The sequence below is a fragment of the Clostridium sp. Marseille-Q7071 genome (genome assembly GCF_965112025.1).
In genome coordinates this window covers 304,788-327,426 of sequence record NZ_CBCOPR010000001.1, presented here as the reverse complement: position 1 = coordinate 327,426, position 22,639 = coordinate 304,788, and the positions used below count along the sequence as shown (strand labels likewise).

Sequence of the window (22,639 nt, the reverse complement as noted above, 5' to 3'; positions counted from 1 at the left end):
AGTGACTGTGTCACTTTAAAAAGAGATAAATTTGGAACTTCTCTTATAAAAGAGAAATATCCACAATTGTGAATTTTGCATTATGAATTATGAATTAAATTAAGTTCTCCATTGTATAAGTGAGAAGTTCCTATAATCATATTCTAAACGCATATATAAATACATATAAATTATAGGGGAGGTGTTAACTATGATGAGAGAATTTGAGATTGAGCGTCAATTTGATATTAAAATAGAGAGTATAAAACCTAATAAAGGTGTATATTTCTTAAAGACCGATGATGGCGCAAAATGCCTTAAAAAAATTAATTATGGCACTCAAAAGCTATTATTTGTATATGGTGCAAAAGAGCACTTATATAAGAGTGGATTTCTAAATATAGATAGGTATTTTTTAAATAAAGAAGGGAATCCTTATGCACTGGTAAATGAAGATATTTATACTTTATCTCAGTGGATTGATGGTAGAGAGTGTGACTTCTATAATGATGACGACTTAGTTATAGCTGCAAAGAATCTAGCACATATGCATATTGCTTCTAAAGGGTATGAACCACCTGAAAACAGTAAATTAAAATCAGATTTAGGAAGATGGCCACATCTTATTGAAAAAAGAATTAAATCCTTTGATAAGATGAAGGAAATGGTGAGAAAAAAGAAAAATCATAAATATGAATTTGACATCAACTATTTAAAGACAGTAGACTATTATAAAAATTTAAGTAAAAAAGCCTTAGACAATCTTAACTCTTCTGATTACTTTGAAATTTGTAGACAAACAGAGGAGAGTAAAAGTTTTTGTCATCATGATTACACATATCATAACATAATAATTAGTGATAATAATGAGGTTAATGTTATTGACTTTGATTACTGTAAGAGAGAAGTACGAGTTTACGACATATCAAACTTTTTAATTAAGGTACTAAAAAGAAGAGAGTGGGATATTAAATATGCTAATTTAATAATAGATGCATATAATAGTATAAGTCCACTTACAAAAGAAGAATATAAGGTTTTATATTCATTTTTATTATTTCCTCAGCGTTATTGGAGATTATGCAACAGATATTATTATAACGAAGTAAATTGGATTCAGAACACCTTTAACAAGAAGATGGAGGAGTTAATCTCTGAACAGGAAAAATTTACAACATTTATTAAAGAATTCAGTAGTATTTATAATTTGGAATAATTTATCCATTGTAGTTAATTAAAGTTATGTAATTATATTAATTACATAGCTTTAATTTATTTATGTGTTAGACATAAGAAAGAAAAGATTAGTCAAAGATGGTAGTATATTTTGCATTAGACAAAGAAATAAATCTCCATGATGCACAGCTGTAGGGATACAATGTAAAAACTCGAAATATACTCTTGAAAATAAATTTTCTAAAAAAATAGCTTAACCTTTTGAAAATTAAAAATTAATAGTTAAGAATGAAGAATTTCTTAAAATAAAATTTATTCTAAAAAACTCCAAAGCTTTTGTCAGTGGAGTTCTAACCATAATTCGTATCTTTAATTTTTAATTTATAGAAAAAATTGCTATGAAAATCAAAATCATGTATAAGTTAAACTTTCATTATGAAACCCTATATCACAGAGCTCTGACAACCTAGTATAAGAAAAAACAGAGGACATACTGTCTGGTTACTTTTAAATCTATCACCTTAATTTTACATTTCCATATCATATAATTATAGCTAGTTATAATGGAGAGGATTGTATATGAAAATAGGAGATGTTGTAGTAAGAAAGTCTTATGATGGAGATATAGCTTTTAAGATTATAGATATTAAAGAAGAGAATGGAAAAGAGGTTTATGTATTAAAAGGATTAAACATAAGAATTGAGGCAGATTGTTCTAAAGAGGATTTAGAACCTGTATCTAGAGATAGATTAGGAGAAATAGATAAAGTTTTCAATAAAAAAATAAATTCTTCTATTAAAAAAATATTGTTATCTAGAACTTCTAATTATAGAGGCGAAGCAGCTGAAGTATTAGATAAATCTTATTATGATTATGTAAGAAGAGAGAAAACAGGGCTACAAAATAGAGAATTATTTTTTGGAAGACCAGGCAAAGTACTTCATGTAGATGGAGATCCTAATTATCTTCAAGTATGTCTTAAAACGTACAAACAACTTTCAATAGATGCTGTAGGTAGAATAATAAATGAAAAGGAACAACCAAGTAAGATATTGGAGGTAGTTAAGGAAGTAAATCCAGATATAGTTGTTATTACAGGTCATGATGGTATGACAAAAGGAGTAACAGATTATATGAATTTAGATAACTATAGAAATTCTAAAAACTTTGTAGAGTGTGTATCCATATTAAGAGAATACAAATCAAATTATGATGACTTAGTTATTTTCGCAGGTGCTTGTCAATCATGTTATGAAGCACTTTTAGATGCAGGAGCAAATTTTGCTAGTTCACCTAATAGAGTTTTAATTCATTGTTTAGATCCTGTACTTATATGCGAAAGAATAGCTTATACAAGTATCGATACTATAGTAGATATTCAGGATGCAATTCAAAATAGTATAACAGGAATAAAAGGAGTTGGAGGACTTCAAACTAGAGGAAAATATAGAGAAGGATTTCCTAAGTCTCAATATATAAGATAATTAAAAAAAAGATATTGCCTAAAAAGTCAAAAATAATTTTTATGCCATAAATTTATTTCTAGAAAAGTGACTGGGTCACTTTTCTTTTTTATAAGAAGTTACTAAATAACTTTGAAGAAATAACTGTTGAACTATTGAAGGAATATCTATGAGGCCTTCATTCTCAATTTTTATTTGTAATTTTATCTTTCATTTTTATATTGAAGAAGGCTTTAAAATAAACTTTGTTAATTGTTAACAATCTAAGAATAAAAATTATATAAGTATAGTAATCTTCAAATACAGCCATACTAAAGTTACACAAGTGAGTTCATATTTAAAAACACATGAAAATTCAACCAATCCTTAGCAAATATAATTTAGTTATAAAATTATCAAAGAATTTCCCGTATAATTATTATTGACAACGATTAATTAAAAGTGATAAAATTATAAGTTTTATTTTGACATAAATGTAATTTGGGCGTATAATATAAGATGAAAGAAGGTGTTTACCATGCAAAGAAGGGATGTACTGACTTCAATTAAAAAAGATATTGAACGTCATGTTGGCGAGAAGGTAACATTAAAGGCTAATGGTGGCAGAAGAAAAATACTAATAAATGATGGAATTTTAGAAAAAACTTATGATAGTATTTTTGTCATCAGATTAGAAAACGGATCTCAGAGGACTGTTACATACAGTTATTCGGATGTACTAACAAAGACTGTTCAATTAGTATTTGCTGGATAAGGTTTAGACATAAATAAAGAAAAACGATACAAATTTCATGTATCGTTTTTCTTTTTTTATGTTAAATTAGATTTTAAATTATATTGATATTATTACATATTCATTATATATTTGAACAACTATTTTATTTTAGTCATCTTATATAAATAAAAAAATGAAAGATGGGGTATCCATCTTTCAGCTATGGTATAAAAGGGTATTGAGAATTTATGAGAGGTTATATGGTCAATAACCATCTTTATAATAGAACAAATATCGACAAATGTCAACAAAAATGATAAAAAAAATTAAAAAAAATATTTAAACTATCGTAATATGACGAAAATATGAATTTATTGTTTTGTATTTAAGTCATATTTTTATTAAGAGATATATATAAATTATTAGTAGGTATTTATAGGAGGGATTAAGTTATGGATTTGAATCTAGTTAAAGACAATATAGACTATGAACAATCATTAGGTGAAAAATCTCAAGATATAGTTATAAAAGAAGAATACGTAGTACCAGATACTCTTCCGGATGTAACTGAAATATTGATGCTTGATGCAACGCCGTTAGTTACCAATAAAGAAGTAATGAATGGAAAAGTAGTAGTAGAAGGCCAAATTCAGTTTAATGTTTTATATATGGCTAGGGAAGATGAGAATACTGAAGCTCATGCAATTACTTATAATACTAAATTTAATACTAATCTTGATGCTCCAGATGCAACAGATGATATGCTCTGCGAAGCAAAGGCAGATATGGAACATATTCATTGTATAATAGTTAATGAGAGAAAAATTTGTATTCAAGGTGTTATGAATGTTGAATGTGAAGTTATTAAAAAAAATAGTTTTGAAATAGTTAAGCATGTTGATAGCAATAATGATATTCAATTCTTGAAAAATCCTATGATAGTAGATAAGGTTGTAGGACAATTCCAAGGAGAGATTATAGGTAAAACTGATTTTAAGATAGATATGGATAAGCCTGAGATAGGTAGAATAGTTAAATGCTTTATTACACTAGGAAAAAAAGATATTAGACTCTATGATGGTGGAATTCATATAGAAGCTGTTGCTAACGTTCAAGTCTTATATAAAGCTAAAAATTCTAGAGAGCTTATATGTGTAAGTGAAAATGTATTATTAACAAAGGAATTAGACGTAGAAAAAATATCACAAAGAATGGAACATAATACAGACTTTTTAATTCATCCAATTGAATGTGAAGTTAAGGAAGATGATATGGGGGAAAATAGAATATTAGAAGTAGAATTTTTAGTTAAAACTACTACTAATGTTATGAGCAAGGACGAAGTCGAAATGATAGAAGACGCTTATTCTCCAAGTCAAATGATTAAAATGGAAAAGCAAGACTTTGATATGAACGTAGTCCAAGGAAATGTTGGAAATGAAACATTAGTTAAGGGTGATATTGAGTTAGATAACGATATGCCTAAGCCAAATAGGATTATAATGTCTACTGGTACTGTTAATATTACTGATAAAAAAATTATGGAAGATAAAGTGGCTTTAGATGGAGTGCTTAAGGTAGATGTATTATATTCTACTAACGATGAAAAAGATTATGTGGCTTCTGTAAGTGATGAGATACCATTTACTACAAGTACTGATGTAAATGGCGCTAAGATAGACATGAATGCTATATGTAAAATGTATCTTGAAATGTTAGAAGCAAGTATTGAAGCGGGTAATATTTGTGTAAGAGCAATAGTTAGGAATTACTGTAAGGTGCTATATACAGTTAAGAAAAAATTCTTGACAGAGATGATGCCGATGGAAGGCGAAATGCCTAATAAGAAAGCTAGTATAACTATTTATGTAGTTCAACCAGGAGATACTTTGTGGCAAATAGCTAAAAAATATTATACAACTAAGGAAGAAATCATGAATATTAATGAATTACAAGAAGAAAATGATATTAAACCTATGGATAAATTGATTATCCCAGGTAGAGCGGTAATGTAAAATAAAGTTGCAAGGAATTATCCTTGCAGCTTTATTTTATTTATTTAGGATAAAAATTTAAATGTGATACTTTCTAATTTATAATTATTGGATAAAATTGTATATTTAAAAACTTGCTAGCTCTTTAAAAAAAGCTTATATATCTGTTATAATTGTTATACTATACTAATGAAAAATATTTTTATGGTGGTGAATTAAATGAAGATTAAAGCTTATGGAAAGATAAATATATCCTTAGATGTAGTAGGAAAAAGAGAAGATGGATATCATTTGCTAAAAATGATAATGCAAAATATAGATATATATGATGAATTAGATTTTGAAAAGTGTGGTGAAGGTATACACATTAAGTGTAATAAACATTTTCTACCTGTGGATAGTAATAACTTAGTTTATAAATCAGCAGAATTATTTAAAAATACATATAAAATTTCTGAAGGAGTTAAAATAAATATTACTAAAAATATACCTGTAGCCGCTGGAATGGCAGGGGGAAGTGCTGATGCTGCAGCAACTTTAAAAGCTATGAGGGATTTATATAAAAATGATGTGAGTGATGAGGAACTTATGGACGTAGGGCTTAAAATAGGTGCTGATGTACCATATTGTATTTTAGGCGGAACTGCACTATGTGAAGGTATAGGAGAAGTTATAACTCCGCTAAAGCCTTTTAATAATCATATACTAGTTGTGGTTAAACCTAACTTTGGAGTTTCTACTAAGGACGTTTATAAAGCTTTAGATATAAAAAAGATATTTAAACATCCTGATACAGAAGGATTAATCTCTGCCATGGAAAATAGTGATATAGAATTTGTGAGCAAAAATATGAGAAATTTACTTGAGAATGTTACAATAAAAAAATATCCTTTTTTAAAACATATAAAAGAAGAAATGATAAAATTAGGTGCATTAGGCTCTATGATGAGTGGAAGTGGTCCTACAGTATTTGGTTTTTTTGATGATATGTTAAAAGCTCAAAGATGTTTTGAAAAGTTAAAAATTAAATATAAAGAATGTTTTATAACAAGAACTATATAAAACCGTGACTGATAGTCGCGGTTTTATTTTTTCTAACTAGTTTATTTAAAGTCCCTAAAATAGCTAATTAAAGATGGAATGAATACTGTGTATAAGATAAGGCGGTAGTTTTCAATGAGAATGATTTTTCAGTAGAAATGTACAACAGAATATGGTACAAAGCACATTAGTATATTGGCTAATTATTCTTGAAGATATCTAAAAATCCATTTTAAACTATTCTTGAAAATATGAATTTTTTTAAGTTCATATTTTTTTATTTCTAATTTTTAAGATCTCATATAGTTTGAGAAAAGTATATTTTTCTCTTTTACTGTAGACAATAGGATTACATAAAAATGCAAAAGTGAGGGTATTTTATGAAGATATTAGAAAATTTCGATATATATATATTGATTTTATGTATTTTAAATGGTGGCATTGTAGCATTTATTGATACAGCTTATTTTAAAAATAATAATGAGATGAAAGCTTATAAGGAGGCAAAATATGTAGGGTTTGGTCTTATGATTTTTGCGGTATCAGTATACTTAATAAGAATGTTTTATAAGTTATAAATTTAAAAAATAGTGAGAGGAAGGGTAAAGCATGAAAGAAGTTATAAACGATACCATATATACTAGTGCAAAAGAAAATATTGAGTATGTTAAAAAATTATTCAAAAATGCAACCGATGTTGTTTATAGGGAATTTGATATAGATGATAAATACAAAGCTGCTATTGTTTATATAGATGGAATGTCAGAAAAAAATCTTCTTAATGAATATCTCATGATGCCACTTATGACTGGAGATATAAAAATTCAATCTCCAAGTGAAATAAAAGATAAATTGATTACTATTTCTGATATGAAAGAAATTGACAAACTTAGTGATGGAATAAATATAGTTTTAGCTGGAGAAACCATTTTATTTATAGATGGTTTGAATGTTTGCTATTCTATAGCAAATAGAGCGTGGCCTAATAGAGGCATAGGAGAGCCTTCAGGTGAAACGGCGATTAGAGGTTCAAGGGAAGGTTTCACTGAAACTTTAAGATTTAATACTGCATTAGTCAGAAGAAGAATAAGAGACACAAGATTTAAAATTGAATCTTCTCAAATTGGTACAAGATCAAAAACAGACGTTGTAATAATGTATATAGATGACATAGTAAATAGAGATGTATTAGAAAAATTAAAGAAAAGATTAGATAAAATAAATCTTGATGCTATTTTAGATAGTGGTTATATAGAACAATATGTTGAAGATAATAGTTTTACTCCATTCCCACAGGTGCAAAGTACTGAAAGGCCAGATGTAGTAGCGGCGGCTCTATATGAAGGGAGAATTGCCTTAATAGTAGATGGTTCTCCTTTTGCATTAATAGTTCCAGCAGTACTAGCTACATTTTTACAATCTCCTGATGACTATTATAATAGATGGCTTAACGGATCCGGTGTTAGAATTATAAGATTAATTGCTATAATAATTTCATTAATTATGCCAGCAATGTATGTGGCGGTTACATCTTTTCATACTTCTATAATACCCACTAAGCTTGCCTATGCTATAGCGGCTTCCAGAGAGGGCGTTCCTTTCCCATCTTATATTGAAGTAATATTTATGGAGTTAAGTTTAGCTCTTTTGATTGAAGCCATTATAAAGCTACCTAAACCTGTAGGCTCTACAATAGGGATAGTTGGAGGATTAATAATGGGCCAATCTGCGGTAAGCGCAGGGCTTATAAGCCCTATAATGGTTATAGTTGTAGGAATAACAGCTATTACTACATTTTTAATACCAAACTATTCTTTAACTAATGCTTTTGCCTGTTTTAGAGTATTATTTGTTATATTGTCTGCCATATTAGGTTTGTATGGAATTATGGTTGGAATAATATTCTTTTTAATACACTTAACAAGAATAGAAAGTTTTGGAATACCTTATTTATCACCATCAGTAAATCTTGTTACTAGGGATATGAAAGACTTATATGTTAGACTTCCTTTTATAAAATTTAAACAAAGACCAGAATTTATGAAGCCTCAAGATAAAATAAGGCAAAAATAAATTACTAAGGTTGGAGGAGTGAAAATGAAGAATAATGATTTTATAAGAGAACATGGATTGTTTACCAGTCTAGTAGTTTCAATGATAGGTATAGGGGTATTTTATGGGCCATCTTCTCTTGCTAAGATTGTAGGGCGTGATGGTTGGATTTCAGCTTTAATTATGGGAGTAGTATTATTTTTACTTCTTTATATTATTAACCATCTTATGAAACTTAATGATTATAGAGATATTGTAACAATCTTAAATAATACTTATGGAAGAATATTAGGAAACATAATATCCCTAGCTTATGCAATTGTAATGATCTATATATTATCTATTTCACTTAGAATTTTTGCTGATGTTATAAACATGTACTTACTTCAGAAAACGCCAAGGGAATTTATAATTGTAATTATGATTTTCATAGGAGTTTATTTGGTAAGAGGCGGACTTATGAATATAGTAAATTTTAATGAAATTACATTTTGGATTATGTTTATTCCAACTATTTTTATATTACTACTTAATATTCCAAACGCAAATTTCACTATGTTACTTCCAATGCTAAGGGAAAAGCCTATATCATATGTAAAGGGAGTTTTAGATATACTTTTTTTAATCAATGGTTTTTGCATAGTGTTTGTACTGCTTCCACATGTTAAAAAAAAAGAAAGTATAACTAAAATATTTAGAAGTAGTAGTATTTTTATAGCATTATTTTATGCTGTAACTTTTATATTTGTAATTTCTACTTTATCTGTTGAACAAACAGCAGAGCGAATATTTCCAACAATAACTATGCTTAAATCCATAAATACAAGGAGCGGAATATTGGAGCGTTGGGATGGATTGGTTATGGCATTATGGGTATTGTTTTATTTTACTACTTTTTGCAATACATATTATTTTTCTTCTTATATAGTAAAGAAAGTCTTAAATTTAGAACATATAAGAATTTCATCAATATTATTTATACCTGTTATTTATATAGCTGCATTATATCCTGAGAGCATGATAGAAACGCATAGTGGAGATATTAGTATGTCTAAAATGATTTTTATAATATCTATAATTGTGGTTATTATTATATCTTATTTGATAAGTTTACTTAAAAAGAAAAGGAGCATAAAAAATGAGAGTTAAAAAATTTTTCATAATTTTTATAATGTGCTTACTTTTAACAGGTTGTTGGGATAACGTTGAAATAGATAGAAGAGCTTTTGTATCAACTATTGCAGTAGATATAGGAGCAGATATTAATAGAGTAAAAGAGCTAAAGCATATAGGATCAGAAGAAGCTTTTTCAGAAAAGCCATTATCGATTATTGAAGTTACTTATGGGTTTCCTGATATAAGAAATCTGAACCCGCAAAAAGGAACTGCAGAGGAGATAGCTATAACTACCAGTGGGTACTCTATGACGGATACTTATTTTAAAGCTATTGCTCAAAGCAGTAGGGCATTACATTTTGGACATACGAAATTATTAGTTATAAGTGATAGGCTATTTAGTTATCCAGAAGTATTAAGAGAAGTATTTGATTATGTGGAAAGAGATGCTATTTTAAATAGATCAATGATGATAGTAATTGTAAAAGATGTGGCTAAAAATTATGTTTCTTACAAACCTACAATGGAAGAAAATTTAGAGTCTTATATCTCAGGTATTATGAGTAATAATAGTAGATATGGAGCAATTATTCCTGTTACTTTACATAATTATTTAGAGGATGTAAAAAAGCAAGATAGTATGCTGCCTTATATTGTATTAGAAGAAGAAAAAGAACCAGAAGAAGAAAGAAAGAAAAAAGAAAAAGAGAAAGAAAAAGCAGATATGATGCAAGAAAAGAAAAAGAAAAGTACAAATGAAAAAGAAGAGCTAAAAGCAAAACAAGATTTATCACTTTCAGGAATGGCCATAATTAGAGATTTTAGCATAATTGGATATGTCAATGATGTTGAAACTCAAGATATTCAGATAATTAGAGGCAAGTTAGGATCAGGGAAGAAAGTTGTGTATAGAGATGGACGTCCAATTGATTATTATATAGATGAAAATGTAAGTAAAGTTAAGGTTGATTATAAAGAGGGGAAATTATTTGTAAATTACAAAATAACAAATGAAGGGGCTATTAAGGGATATTATAAAGGGGCTAAACTTTTAAATGAGAAAGATATTAAGGAGATTCAAGAAAATTTAAATGTGTCGATGAAAAAGGAATTAGAGAAGGTAGCAAAAAATCTCCAAACAGATATAAAAGCTGATTCGCTAGAAATTAGAGAGTATATTAAGAGATATAAACCTAAATTATGGGCAGAAATAAAAGATAAATGGAATATCTTATATGAAAATGCTGAGATAACTGTAGATGTAAATAATAAGATAATGAATGTAGGGGTAGTGGATTAAATTCAAAATTCACAATGCAAAATTTACAATTATAGTAGAAATTAATTTTTCAAATTAATTTCTTTAAAAGAATTATTCTAGGGGGGGACACTGTTCGCCTCTAGAATAATTATCAATAGTTTCAGTTATGATATTAAGTAATATTAATTATTTTTACATATATAACAATTTTAAAAGTACTACCTTGCAGATGTTTATTTAGACAAATAGCTATAAAGTTTTAAAAAAATAAAAAAGGTTGTATAGAAAAAATATAACTGGAAATAATTGTAATATAACAATAAAAAAGCAATTAGGGGGATTTAAATATGAAAAGAATGATGTCAATTTTATTAACTTTAACAATAATTATTACAATATTTTCAGCTTATAAATCAAATTCTGTTAAAGCAACGGATGTATCTATAGATGATATTTCTAATAAACTTATAAGATTTCATGTAATAGCAAATAGTGATAATGAAAGTGACCAAGCGTTAAAACTTCAGATTAGAGATAGAGTTTTACAATATATATCACCAAAATTAAATAATTCAAAATCTATTGAAGAGTCAAGGGAAATATTAGACATAGAAAATGAAAATATATTAAACATAGCAAAAGAAGTAATAAATGAGAATGGATATAATTATGACGTGGAAAGCACATTATCAAAAGAATATTTTCCTATTAAAACTTATGGAAACATAACTTTACCACAAGGAAAGTATGAGGCTTATAGAATAATTATAGGCAGCGGAGAAGGTCAAAATTGGTGGTGTGTAATGTTTCCCCCGCTTTGTTTTGTAGATGTTACTAAGGGTTCAATTGCTTATGAGGAAACTGAAAAGCAAATGAAAGAGGTTCTAAATGAAAAAGAGTATAATAAAGTAAATAATTTGGTTAATGGCAACCAAGGTGTAGATCTAATAGATAACTCAAATGATAATAATATAGTAATTAAATCTAAAGTTTTTGAGATATTTGAAAGTGTGTTTAAGTAAACTCCCCAAATTTAATATAAATAATACAAATAGGAAATAAGCCTAATCTTCTAAAAAGTTAGGCTTATTTTCTTTTACATTGCAAGCTACACATATTTGAGAAAATAATTAGTTATTATGCTGCTGTGCCTTTCATTCGTAATTTTTAATTTATATAATAACACTATTTAACAATCTTGTTTAATAGTGTTATTATATGTAAATTTATAATGTAGTTCAGTTAAAAAGTATTAATTGTTAATTATAATTTTAATAATTTTCCTTGATAAAGTTAGTGAAAATAAATAAACTATATTGTAGCGGTAATTATGATAGAGATTCCAAATTAAAACAAGAGAATATTATAATAATATGAATTTCAATTTAGGAGAGATGTTAAATGAAGAGAAAAGTAGCAGTATTATTTGGTGGACAATCAACAGAACATGAAGTTTCAAGAGTATCTGCCTCTTCTGTATTAAGACATATAGATCAAAGTAAATATGATATATACCCAATAGGGATTAATAAAGATGGCAAATGGTTTGAATACTCAGGAAAAATAGATAATATTGAAAGTGGAGATTGGGAAAAGGATGAGTTTCATAAAAGCCCTAATGGAGAAAAAGTTGTTTTTAATAAAGAAGTAGAAGTAGTGTTCCCTGTTCTTCATGGTCAATTTGGTGAAGACGGAACAGTTCAAGGGTTATGTAAATTACTTAATATACCTTGTGTTGGACCAGGGGTAATGAGTTCAGCTCTTTGTATGGATAAGATATATACAAAGTATATATTAGAGCATGCTGGAATAAAGCAAGCTGATTATGTAGTTATAACTAATTATGATTATAAAACATCAAAAGATGAATATATAAAAAAAATAGAAGAAAAATTAGGATATCCTGTATTTGTTAAACCTTCGAATAGTGGATCGTCCGTAGGGATAACTAAGGCTCATAACAGCGAAGAGCTTGAAGCTGGATTAGAAGAAGCGTTAAAACATGATAGAAAGATATTAATAGAAGAAGGATTAAATGCTAGAGAGATAGAGGTTGCGGTTTTAGGTAATGACGATCCTAAAGCATCGATACCAGGAGAAATCATACCTGCTAAAGAATTCTATGATTATGAAGCAAAGTATCAAAATGCAGCTTCAAAATTATTGATACCTGCAGCACTTGATGAAAAAAAGTTAGATTTTATAAGAGAGCAGTCAGTAAAAATATATAAATCTCTAGATTGTGCAGGAATGGCAAGAGTAGATTTTTTAGTAGATAAAGATACTGAAGAAGTATATTTAAATGAAGTAAATACAATTCCTGGCTTTACTCACATAAGTATGTACCCTAAAATGTGGCAAGCAACAGGATTATCTTATAGTGATTTAATTAGTGAATTAATAGAGCTTGCAATGGAAAGAAATAATAGATAATATATTTAATTAATGGACAATTGACAATTAAAGTTGAAATTAGTTTTAATCAAACTAATTTCTTCAACTGATTTTAAACTAGCAATACAATTGCTAGTTTCTACCTCTGGGCAACAGTTTAATCAATGGAGAATTAAGAATGGATAATTGACAATTATGGTTGAAATTAATTTCTTTAAATAGATTTTTAATAAAAGTGACTATGTCACTTTAAAAATAAATTAATTGAAAACTTCTTCCATAAAGGAAAAGTATCAATAATTTTTTATTCTCAATAGTCAATTCTCAATTGTATAAGGGTTCCCCTGAGGTACAGTATAGTTCGGAGCAAAATCTGTTTACTTAACTAGAATAATGGAGATAAGTAATACAATTAAAGTATTAGCTAATTTGTTGAATGTTGGTAATTGTGAATTGAATTAAGTTGTGAACTGAGGTATGACAAAGTATAAATTGAACTAAATGGGGGAAAGAACATGACAAAGGCTTTAGCGATGGTTTCAGGTGGCTTAGATAGTATATTAGCTGCAAAGCTAATAAAGGATCAAGGAGTGGAAGTTATCGGCATTTGTTTTAAATCACATTTTTTTAATGAAGAAAATGCTAAAAAGATGGTTAAACAAATTGATATACCACTTGAAGTAATAGATTTTAGTGAAGAACATTTCAAAATGGTAAAAAAACCTAAGCATGGATATGGAAAAAACATGAATCCGTGTATAGATTGTCATGCAATGATGATGAGATACTGTGGAGAACTATTAGAAAAGTTCAATGCAGATTTTATAATAACAGGTGAGGTTTTAAATCAAAGACCTATGTCTCAAAATAGAAGTGCTCTAGATAAGGTTAAAAATGAAAGTGGAATAGGTACTAAAATATTAAGACCACTGTGTGCTAAAAATCTTCCGCCTACAGAGATGGAAGAAAAGGAATTAGTAAACAGAGAAAATCTTTTAGATATTCAAGGGAGAAATAGAAAAGTTCAAATGGAACTTGCTAAGCAGTGGAATATAGTTGAGTATCCATCGCCAGCAGGAGGTTGCAAGCTTACAGAACCTAACTATTCCAGAAGGTTAAAGGACATATTAGAAAGTCAAGGAGATGCATCTGATAGGGAATTAGAACTATTAAAAATAGGAAGACATTTTAGGATAGGTACTAACTCTAAGATTATATCTACAAGAACGGCTGAGGAAGCAGAAATTATAAAAGACCTTTTAGCTAAAAATGATACTATATTTTTAGCAGCAGATTTTAAAGGATCAATGGTTGTTATAATTGGTGATCCTACAGAAGCCGATATAGAATTAGCAGCAAAAGTAACAGCACGTTATAGTAAAGGAAAAGATGAAGAGTCTGTTACTGTTAAATATGGGAAGTATGGCAAGCCTTCAAGTAATATAATAGAAGTAAAAACAGTAAATGATAGTGAACTTGAAAAATATATAATTAATTAGTGAGGAAGATATATGGTTGATAATGCTATAATAACTTTAAATAGTAAACAAAATGATGAAGAAGAAATTAAGGTAGTAACACCAGGAGTATTTTATGAAGAAGAAGGAGTATTCCATGCAAAATATGAAGAAACAGAAGTTTCAGGTATGGAAGGTACTACTACTATCTTAAAAATAGAAAAAGAAAAATTTTCTCTTATAAGAGAGGGTAGTATAACTACTAATATGAATTTTGAAAAAAATCATCAAGAAGATATTTTGTATAGTACTCCTCATGGAGGATTATCTTTAAAACTTAGAACTAAAGCTTTAAAGATTGATGTTAATAATGATGGCGGTGACATACATATAGAATATGAGATGGTAGTCCAAGGACAAGAAATTCTATATACAACATTAGATATAAATATTAAGAATTTATAAGAAGAATTTTACACACAATATAATGAGAAAAATTAATAAGTTTAATGAATTAGACAATGAACAACAAGAATATTTTAGATATTTAAGATCTAATTTAAGTAATTTTAAATTTTATATAAAGCAAGATATAGGCAAAGATAGTGTAATGCTTCTGGACACAGAAAGAAAGTCGGCTCATGTATTAATAACTTTAATGTAGATAAAAGGTAATTCTAATTTTAATTAGGATTACTTTTTTACGTTGCAGGAATTTAAATCTTTAGTATTGTAACTTAATATAAATTACACATAAAAAAGGTGACATAAGTCACCTTTTATTGTTGTTTGTATTTGTGTATTAACCCAAAAGAGAATATATAAAAATAAAAAACAAAAAAACACTAGCATAAAGCAAAAAATTATGATAGTATAGTACTTGTTTTTTAAATACAAATATCCCATTATACGATAGGGTAATTTCTATTATAATCAAACTATTTTAATTTGTCAACATGTTTTAATAGAAAAATTATTGTTATTTTTAGAATTTTTGTTTTTGCATTATAAAATATTGGTAAATTAATGTATAGGTAAAATTAGTGAGGAGGAGTTATTATGAACACGAAATATGTATTTGTTACAGGTGGAGTTGTTTCTTCTTTAGGAAAAGGAATTACAGCAGCTTCTTTAGGAAGATTATTGAAAAACAGAGGTTTAAAAGTTTCTATACAAAAATTCGATCCTTATTTAAATGTTGATCCAGGTACAATGAGTCCATATCAACATGGAGAAGTTTTTGTAACTGATGATGGTGCAGAAACAGACTTGGATTTAGGGCATTATGAAAGATTTATAGATGAAAACTTAAGTAAAAATAATAACGTAACCTCAGGAAGAGTGTATTGGTCAGTAATTTCTAAAGAAAGACGAGGAGATTATTTAGGTGGCACTGTTCAAGTAATTCCTCATATAACAAATGAACTAAAAGATAGAGTATATAGAGTCGCAAAAGAAAAAGATGTTGATGTAGTTATAACTGAAATTGGTGGCACTGTTGGAGATATAGAATCATTACCATTTTTAGAAGCTATAAGACAAATAAAATATGAAGTTGGAAGAGAAAATGTATGCTTTATACATGTTACCTTAGTTCCGTACTTAGGAAAAGCAGGTGAACTTAAAACAAAGCCAACTCAACACTCAGTTAAAGAATTAAGATCAATAGGGATTCAACCAGATATAATTGTTTGTCGTTCTGAAAAAGAAATTTCTAATGATTTAAAAGATAAAATAGGATTATTTTGCAATATACAAGGTTCTTCGGTAATACAAAACTTAGATGCTGAAAATTTATATGAAGTTCCATTAATGTTACATAGCGAAGGATTGGATACATTAGTATGTGAAAAACTGGGGTTAAATTCAAATTCTATAGATAATAGTGAATGGATTGGCATGGTTGATAAACTTAAGAATTTGAAAAGAAATGTTAAAATTGCTTTAGTAGGTAAGTATGTAGAATTGCACGATGCTTACATATCAGTTGTTGAAGCGTTAAATCACGGTGGATTGAATAATGATGCTAAAATAGAAATTAAATGGGTAAATGCGGCTGAAGTTACAAGTACTAATGTAGAAGAGCACTTGAAAGATGTAGATGGAATATTAATACCTGGTGGCTTTGGTGATAGAGGGGTAGAGGGTAAGATAGAATCAATAAAATATGCAAGAGAAAACAAAGTGCCTTTTCTTGGTATATGTTTAGGAATGCAATGTGTTGTTATAGAGTATGCTAGAAATGTATTAGGGCTTAAAGGTGCTAATAGTGCAGAGCTTATGCCAGAAACACCTCATCCAGTAATAGATTTAATGTCAGATCAAAAAGAAGTAGATGAAAAAGGTGGGACCATGAGACTTGGTTTGTATGCTTGTAGATTAGAGAAAAATACAAAAGCTTATGAAGCCTACAATAATGAAGTGATATACGAAAGACATAGACATAGATATGAGTTTAATAATCAATTTAGAAAGCAATTAATAGAGTCTGGGTTAATATTAAGTGGAACAAGCCCTGAGAAAAGATTAGTAGAAATAGTTGAGATAAAAGACCATCCATGGTTTGTAGCTTCACAGTTTCATCCAGAATTAAAATCAAGACCAAATAGACCTCACCCATTGTTTAGCAATTTTATAAGAGCTTCTCTTAAAGGAAAAGAAAAATAAGGTAAATGAAAAGTTTTCCATTTTCTATTTTATAAGGAGAACTTAAAACAATGGAGAATTGAAAATGGACAATTGACAATTATGGTTGAAATTAATTTTGCAAATTAATTTCTTTAAATAGATTTTTTAATAAAAGTGACTGTGTCACTTCAAACAGAATCAATTTTAAATTTCTCAGCTTCTGCTGAGAAATATCCACAATTGTGAATTTTGCATTGTGCATCGTGAATTAAATTAAGTTTCTCATAATAAAAAAGATATATAGTTTCAGACTCCGTATATATCTTTTTAAAAGAGATAATATATTTATTTTAACTTAAATTTATTTACTTCATCTAGAACTTCTCTAACCTTAAAAGTTAAATTTTGGGAAGTGCATGCCACTTCTTGGGAGGAAGCTGATGTTTCTTCAGATGAAGCTACTATTTCCTGTGAAAAAGCAGAAACTTGTTGAGCAATAGCAGAACTTGAATGGATTTTATCTAATATAGAAGCCTTTTTATCTATAATATTAATAGTATTATTATTAACAGCCACAATTCTAGGACTCATTTCTTCAACGGATTTTGTAATTTCTTTAAAAGATTCAATGGCTATATCTATATTTGATTTTTGGTTCTCTATTTCATTTTTCATATCATCAGCAGTTTTTAACATTTTATTTGACTCAATAGAAATATTTTCTATAAGCTTGCTGATTTTTTGAGATGAGGTTTTAGATTGTTCAGCGAGTTTTCTAATTTCATCAGAAACTACGGAAAAGCCTCTTCCTGCTTCTCCTGCTCTAGCAGATTCTATTGCAGCATTTAAGGCTAATAAATTTGTTTGCTCTGAAATGCTATTAATTAAATCTGTAATTGAAGATATTTGTGATAGGTATGTTTCTGCTGTTGACATTATGTTTGTTAGCTTAGAGAAGGATTCAGAGGTATTCTTCATGGATAAATTAAGATTCTCCATATCCTTATTACTCTCAGTTGCTTTAATATAAATATTTGAACTATTAAGTTCTACTTCCTTTATAGATTCTATCATATTATTAAGATCATCATTTAAATTATTCATTAAGGTAGTGATATATAATAAATCCTCTGCCTGCGAAAGAGTTCCTTTTGATACATCTTGAATAGTAGCACTCACTCCATCAGAAGCAGATGAAAGCTGCTTAGAAATATTTGATAACACCTCAGAGGCGTCAGTTATATATTCAGCTTTATCTTTTATTACAGTAATCATCTCACATATATTATCTTTAGTTGACTTTAATGAAGATTTCATCATTCCAAATTCGTCATTTCTAGACTCATTAATTTTTATAGATAAATCTCCCTTTGAAAATACATCTAAAAGTTCAACCATTTCCTTAGAGGATTTTCTAAGTCTTGAAACTATCAATATAGAAGCTAGAATATTAATAAATATAACTATTGATAGAATTATAAGAAAGTTCATCATAGTATTTTTATACACTTCACTATTTTCATTAATTATATTATTAGCATTATCTAGTAAGTGAAGTCTAAGTTTATTTAATATGTTTTCTAAATCATCTCCTATTTTACTTAAATCATTTATTCTATTATTTGATATGGGTTTTCCTTGCTTTAAATCTTTTCTAATTTCTAACCAGCTATTCCAGTAATCATTAAATAAATCTCTATATGAACTAAAGAGAGTCATTTCAGTAGAATCCATATTTATACTTAAGTAATCTTTAATTTCATCTTCTAAATCACTTTTTTGAGAATTTAGAGCATTTTCTAAATCAACATTATAAGAATTTATATTTCTCAATACATAAAGTCTAAGATTTATAAAGTTAGCCCTTATATTTGTTACAGTAGAAAGTGATGTAATAGACTTTGAAGATAATTTAACAGAATTATCATTCATTTTTTTAATACTTAGAGTACCATCTCCACCTAAAATTAGAGTAGACATACTAGATAAAATTACTAGTATTATGGTAAGTGTAGCAATCTTGATATTCTTTAATTTTTTAAATTTCATTTTATTTTATTTCCCCCTCTTAAATAGAAATAGTTCCAACAAATGTATACAATACAATTACATTTTATTCATATTATGTAATGAAGTGCAATATATTTTTAAGATAAATTTATTTTGAATACAAAAAGAGTATAATTAAAATAGGATAAATTATTAAACTTAAAATATAAAAATAGAAAAAACAAATAAAACATTTGAAAAAATATTGCAAAAGATATATGGTATATGTATAATAAGGCACTGTAACCTTACTAATAGTTGCTGTTTTTTAGAAATACATAAAACATGAAGTATTTATAATACATATTAAAAGTATTCCAATTATTTCTTGAAAAATATGGATAAAACTCTTTAAATAGGATATAATTTAACCTAACAATATTTACATATGTATCATAGAGAATAATTTTGTACTTAAAATAGATAATTTAAGAATTCGGAGGTGGAAATTCTCATGAGTAAGGACTTAGATGAAATGAATCTTAGCGAGCTTAAGGAACTTGCAAAGAGCTTGGGTATAAAAAATATTTCTAAGTTTAAAAAAGCTGAACTTATACAAGAAATAAAAAAAGTGTCGCCAGTATCAATAGAAAAATCGGGAATTATTTTAAGAGAGAGAATTAGTCCCAAGGAAAATAAAATTGAACAAGAAATAGTAGAACCTGAATATAGTAAAGTAGAAGTAACTAATAAGGAACTTCAAAGAGAAGAAGATTCTACAGATTTTGAGGAAGAAAAAATTGAAACAGTTCAAGAGAAAAAAGAGAGACTTAGAGAGTTAATAAATGAATCAGACACAGCAAAAGGTGTATTGGAGATAAGTGATAACGGAAATTTTGGATTATTAAGGTCCAACAATTACTTAAGTGGACCAGATGATATATATGTATCACTATCGCAAATTAGAAGATTCAATTTAAAAACTGGAGATGAAGTAGAAGGAAAAGTCAGAATACCAAAAGAAGGCGAAAAATATAAAGCGTTATTGTTTGTTCAAAGTATTAATGGGGAAAATCCAGAAAAAGCTTCTAGAAGAACATCTTTTGAAAAGCTTATTCCAATATATCCAACAGAAAGAATCAAACTTGAAACCAATTCTAATGATTTATCTTCCAGACTTATGGATATCATATCGCCAATCGGAAAAGGGCAAAGAGGAGTTATAGTTGCTCCACCTAAAGCAGGTAAAACGACTCTTTTAAAGAAAATTGCTCAAAGCATATCCACAAATCACCCAGAAACCAAATTAATAGTTTTACTGATAGATGAAAGACCAGAAGAAGTTACGGACATGCAAAGATGTATTCATGGAGATGTTATTTACTCAACTTTTGATGAAGAGCCAGAACATCATGCTAAAGTAGCATATATGGTACTTGAAAGAGCAAAAAGGATGGTTGAACAGGGGCAGGATGTTGTAATATTGTTAGATAGTTTAACAAGACTTGCAAGAGCGTATAACCTTACAATAACAAGAACAGGAAGAACCTTATCTGGAGGACTAGATACTGGGGCTCTTTTAATGCCAAAAAAATTCTTTGGTGCAGCTAGAAATGTTGAAGAAGGTGGAAGTTTAACTATACTTGCAACGGCATTAGTGGAAACAGGAAGTAGAATGGATGATATGATTTTCGAAGAATTTAAAGGTACAGGAAATATGGAAGTTCATTTAGATAGAATTCTTCAAGAAAGAAGGATATTTCCTGCTATAGATATATATAAGTCAGGAACTCGTAGAGAAGATTTATTATTAAATAAATTAGAATTAGAGATTACATATAGTATTAGAAAGCTTATGTATAATGAGGGGAATTCCCAAGCAGTAACTGAAAAGCTTATAAATCTTCTATCGAAAACTAAGAGCAATAAAGATTTTTTTGATATTCTAAGTAAAAATACAGATTTATTAAAACAATAAATAGAATCTTAACAATTAAAAATTGTCCATTACATTATGAAATAAAAAGTCGTGATAGCTTATCACGACTTTTATATATAAGTTTGTCCATAAAAAAATAAAAGCAAGAAATTACATTTTCTTGCCTTATATATTCATTACTATTCGCTTTTAATGTTGAATTTTTTCATGAATTTATCAACTCTTCCACCAGCATCAACAATCTTTTGTTTTCCAGTGTAGAATGGATGACATTTTGAACAGATTTCAACTTTTAGTTCATCTTTTACTGAACCAGTTGTAAAAGTGTTTCCGCAAGCACATTTAACTACTGTATCATGATTGTAATTTGGATGTATTCCTTCTCTCATTATCTTCACCTCTTTCGAACATACTTACCCGTATTGTCAACTACTTGATTATAGCATAATTTAAAACTTTAAGTCAATAAATTTAGAGCCTAGTGTAGAAATTTCCAACAATTTTTATTAAAGCTTAATTTGATTTACAATCAATTATGGATTAAAATAAATTATACGATTTTGTAATAGTGAAAACATCATAATATATAGAGATTCAATGTGAAAACTTAAAATAAAATTTATTAAGAAAACTCCAAAGGCTTTGACGATGGAGTTCTAGCCGTAACTCGTATTTTTCATTCTTAATTTTCAATTCATAAATAAGAATTTTTTAAGAAATTTAAAATGATGTATAAGTTAAATTTTCGCTAATAAACTGTATAGTTATGTTTTTGTGTTAAAAAGTGGAGGTAATTATAATGAGCAAACTTTATTTTAGATATGGTGCTATGAATTGTGGAAAATCAACAAACTTATTACAGGTAGCTCATAATTATGAAGAGAGAGGTATGAAAGTACTTATAGTAAAACCTAAAACTGATACTAAAGGAGGAAATAAGGTAGTTTCACGATTAGGTGTTACAAGAGAAGCAGACATTTGGGTACCAGGCGATGTAAATTTATATGATGAAATAGGTAGATATATAGAAGAAAATGGTCCTATAGATTGTATCTTAGGAGATGAGGTACAATTTTTTAAGGCTAAACAAATTGATGAACTTTTTGAGATTGCAGTTAAAATGAATATACCAACTATATGCTATGGATTAAGAACGGATTTCCAAATGAGAGGCTTTGAAGGAAGTGAGAGATTATTACTTTTAGCACATAGTTTGGAAGAATTAAAGACTATTTGTAATTGTGGTAAGAAAGCTCTATTAAATGGAAGAATGATTAATGGAAAGTTTGTTTTTGAAGGTGAACAGATTGCTATAGATAAAGAAGATAATGTAGAATATGAGGCGCTTTGCCCAAAATGTTATTTTGAATATAAAGATAAGTATGAGAGAGAAAAATAATTAAATATCCATTAGAAGCATATTTAAACTTGAGA

Annotated in this window: 19 protein-coding genes; 17 read left to right on the top strand and 2 right to left on the bottom strand. The window is 28.0% G+C overall.

From position 1 onward, the window contains the following. Nucleotides 1-190 precede the first annotated feature (190 nt). The 15 genes from ACWPW7_RS01495 to ACWPW7_RS01425 all read left to right on the top strand — a co-directional run bounded on the left by ACWPW7_RS01495 (nucleotide 191) and on the right by ACWPW7_RS01425 (nucleotide 17,316). Nucleotides 191-1,195 carry a CotS family spore coat protein gene (locus tag ACWPW7_RS01495; protein ID WP_291563299.1) on the top strand — a complete coding sequence of 335 codons (1,005 nt, stop codon included), beginning with the start codon at nucleotides 191-193 and terminating at the stop codon, nucleotides 1,193-1,195. Nucleotides 1,196-1,734: 539 nt separating this feature from the next. Next, entirely contained in the window at nucleotides 1,735-2,640 is a 906-nt protein-coding gene (gene yabG / locus ACWPW7_RS01490; protein ID WP_291563302.1) for a sporulation peptidase YabG, read from the top strand. A gap of 496 nt (nucleotides 2,641-3,136) precedes the next feature. Further along, nucleotides 3,137-3,373, top strand: a complete 237-nt coding sequence (locus ACWPW7_RS01485; protein ID WP_039635127.1) for a Veg family protein — start codon at nucleotides 3,137-3,139, stop codon at nucleotides 3,371-3,373. Nucleotides 3,374-3,786: 413 nt separating this feature from the next. Then, nucleotides 3,787-5,349 carry a DUF3794 and LysM peptidoglycan-binding domain-containing protein gene (locus ACWPW7_RS01480; RefSeq protein ID WP_454052103.1) on the top strand — a complete coding sequence of 521 codons (1,563 nt, stop codon included), beginning with the start codon at nucleotides 3,787-3,789 and terminating at the stop codon, nucleotides 5,347-5,349. Between the two features lie 198 nt (nucleotides 5,350-5,547). Further along, nucleotides 5,548-6,390: a 4-(cytidine 5'-diphospho)-2-C-methyl-D-erythritol kinase gene (gene ispE / locus ACWPW7_RS01475; RefSeq protein ID WP_454052102.1), complete on the top strand. Its 843-nt coding sequence runs from the start codon at nucleotides 5,548-5,550 to the stop codon at nucleotides 6,388-6,390. A 359-nt stretch (nucleotides 6,391-6,749) separates the two neighbouring features. Next, complete coding sequence (locus ACWPW7_RS01470) at nucleotides 6,750-6,947, top strand: CLC_0170 family protein (RefSeq protein WP_291563315.1); 198 nt, start codon at nucleotides 6,750-6,752, stop codon at nucleotides 6,945-6,947. A gap of 31 nt (nucleotides 6,948-6,978) precedes the next feature. Beyond that, nucleotides 6,979-8,442: a spore germination protein gene (locus ACWPW7_RS01465; RefSeq protein ID WP_454052101.1), complete on the top strand. Its 1,464-nt coding sequence runs from the start codon at nucleotides 6,979-6,981 to the stop codon at nucleotides 8,440-8,442. A gap of 24 nt (nucleotides 8,443-8,466) precedes the next feature. Further along, nucleotides 8,467-9,570 (top strand): GerAB/ArcD/ProY family transporter, encoded by a 1,104-nt coding sequence (locus tag ACWPW7_RS01460; RefSeq protein WP_454052100.1) that lies wholly within the window; start codon nucleotides 8,467-8,469, stop codon nucleotides 9,568-9,570. Then, nucleotides 9,560-10,837 carry a Ger(x)C family spore germination protein gene (locus ACWPW7_RS01455; RefSeq protein WP_454052099.1) on the top strand — a complete coding sequence of 426 codons (1,278 nt, stop codon included), beginning with the start codon at nucleotides 9,560-9,562 and terminating at the stop codon, nucleotides 10,835-10,837. The genes ACWPW7_RS01460 and ACWPW7_RS01455 overlap by 11 nt, the downstream gene beginning before the upstream one ends. A gap of 308 nt (nucleotides 10,838-11,145) precedes the next feature. Then, nucleotides 11,146-11,820: a stage II sporulation protein R gene (gene spoIIR / locus ACWPW7_RS01450; protein ID WP_291563324.1), complete on the top strand. Its 675-nt coding sequence runs from the start codon at nucleotides 11,146-11,148 to the stop codon at nucleotides 11,818-11,820. Nucleotides 11,821-12,199: 379 nt separating this feature from the next. Beyond that, on the top strand, nucleotides 12,200-13,231 hold the full coding sequence (locus ACWPW7_RS01445; RefSeq protein WP_454052098.1) for a D-alanine--D-alanine ligase family protein: 1,032 nt from the start codon (nucleotides 12,200-12,202) through the stop codon (nucleotides 13,229-13,231). A 476-nt stretch (nucleotides 13,232-13,707) separates the two neighbouring features. Next, nucleotides 13,708-14,691 carry a tRNA 4-thiouridine(8) synthase ThiI gene (locus tag ACWPW7_RS01440; protein ID WP_454052097.1) on the top strand — a complete coding sequence of 328 codons (984 nt, stop codon included), beginning with the start codon at nucleotides 13,708-13,710 and terminating at the stop codon, nucleotides 14,689-14,691. 12 nt (nucleotides 14,692-14,703) lie between these two features. Beyond that, nucleotides 14,704-15,114 carry a DUF1934 domain-containing protein gene (locus ACWPW7_RS01435; protein WP_454052096.1) on the top strand — a complete coding sequence of 137 codons (411 nt, stop codon included), beginning with the start codon at nucleotides 14,704-14,706 and terminating at the stop codon, nucleotides 15,112-15,114. Nucleotides 15,115-15,136: 22 nt separating this feature from the next. Further along, the gene (locus tag ACWPW7_RS01430) at nucleotides 15,137-15,313 is read left to right on the top strand and encodes a hypothetical protein (protein WP_454052095.1); all 177 of its coding nucleotides are present in this window, start codon (nucleotides 15,137-15,139) and stop codon (nucleotides 15,311-15,313) included. 395 nt (nucleotides 15,314-15,708) lie between these two features. Continuing rightward, on the top strand, nucleotides 15,709-17,316 hold the full coding sequence (locus ACWPW7_RS01425) for a CTP synthase (protein ID WP_454052094.1): 1,608 nt from the start codon (nucleotides 15,709-15,711) through the stop codon (nucleotides 17,314-17,316). 306 nt (nucleotides 17,317-17,622) lie between these two features. Here the strand turns inward: ACWPW7_RS01425 and ACWPW7_RS01420 are convergent, their stop codons facing one another. Beyond that, nucleotides 17,623-19,326: a methyl-accepting chemotaxis protein gene (locus ACWPW7_RS01420; protein WP_454052093.1), complete on the bottom strand. Its 1,704-nt coding sequence runs from the start codon at nucleotides 19,324-19,326 to the stop codon at nucleotides 17,623-17,625. Between the two features lie 454 nt (nucleotides 19,327-19,780). Here ACWPW7_RS01420 and rho point away from each other — a divergent pair, with 454 nt between their 5' ends. Next, nucleotides 19,781-21,244, top strand: coding sequence for a transcription termination factor Rho (gene rho, locus ACWPW7_RS01415; RefSeq protein WP_454052092.1), 1,464 nt, complete (start codon nucleotides 19,781-19,783; stop codon nucleotides 21,242-21,244). 140 nt (nucleotides 21,245-21,384) lie between these two features. Here the strand turns inward: rho and rpmE are convergent, their stop codons facing one another. Next, a complete protein-coding gene (gene rpmE / locus ACWPW7_RS01410) occupies nucleotides 21,385-21,594 on the bottom strand; it encodes a 50S ribosomal protein L31 (protein ID WP_291563339.1) in 210 nt (69 codons plus the stop codon). Nucleotides 21,595-22,004: 410 nt separating this feature from the next. Here rpmE and ACWPW7_RS01405 point away from each other — a divergent pair, with 410 nt between their 5' ends. Next, on the top strand, nucleotides 22,005-22,604 hold the full coding sequence (locus ACWPW7_RS01405; protein ID WP_454052091.1) for a thymidine kinase: 600 nt from the start codon (nucleotides 22,005-22,007) through the stop codon (nucleotides 22,602-22,604). Nucleotides 22,605-22,639: the final 35 nt, after the last annotated feature.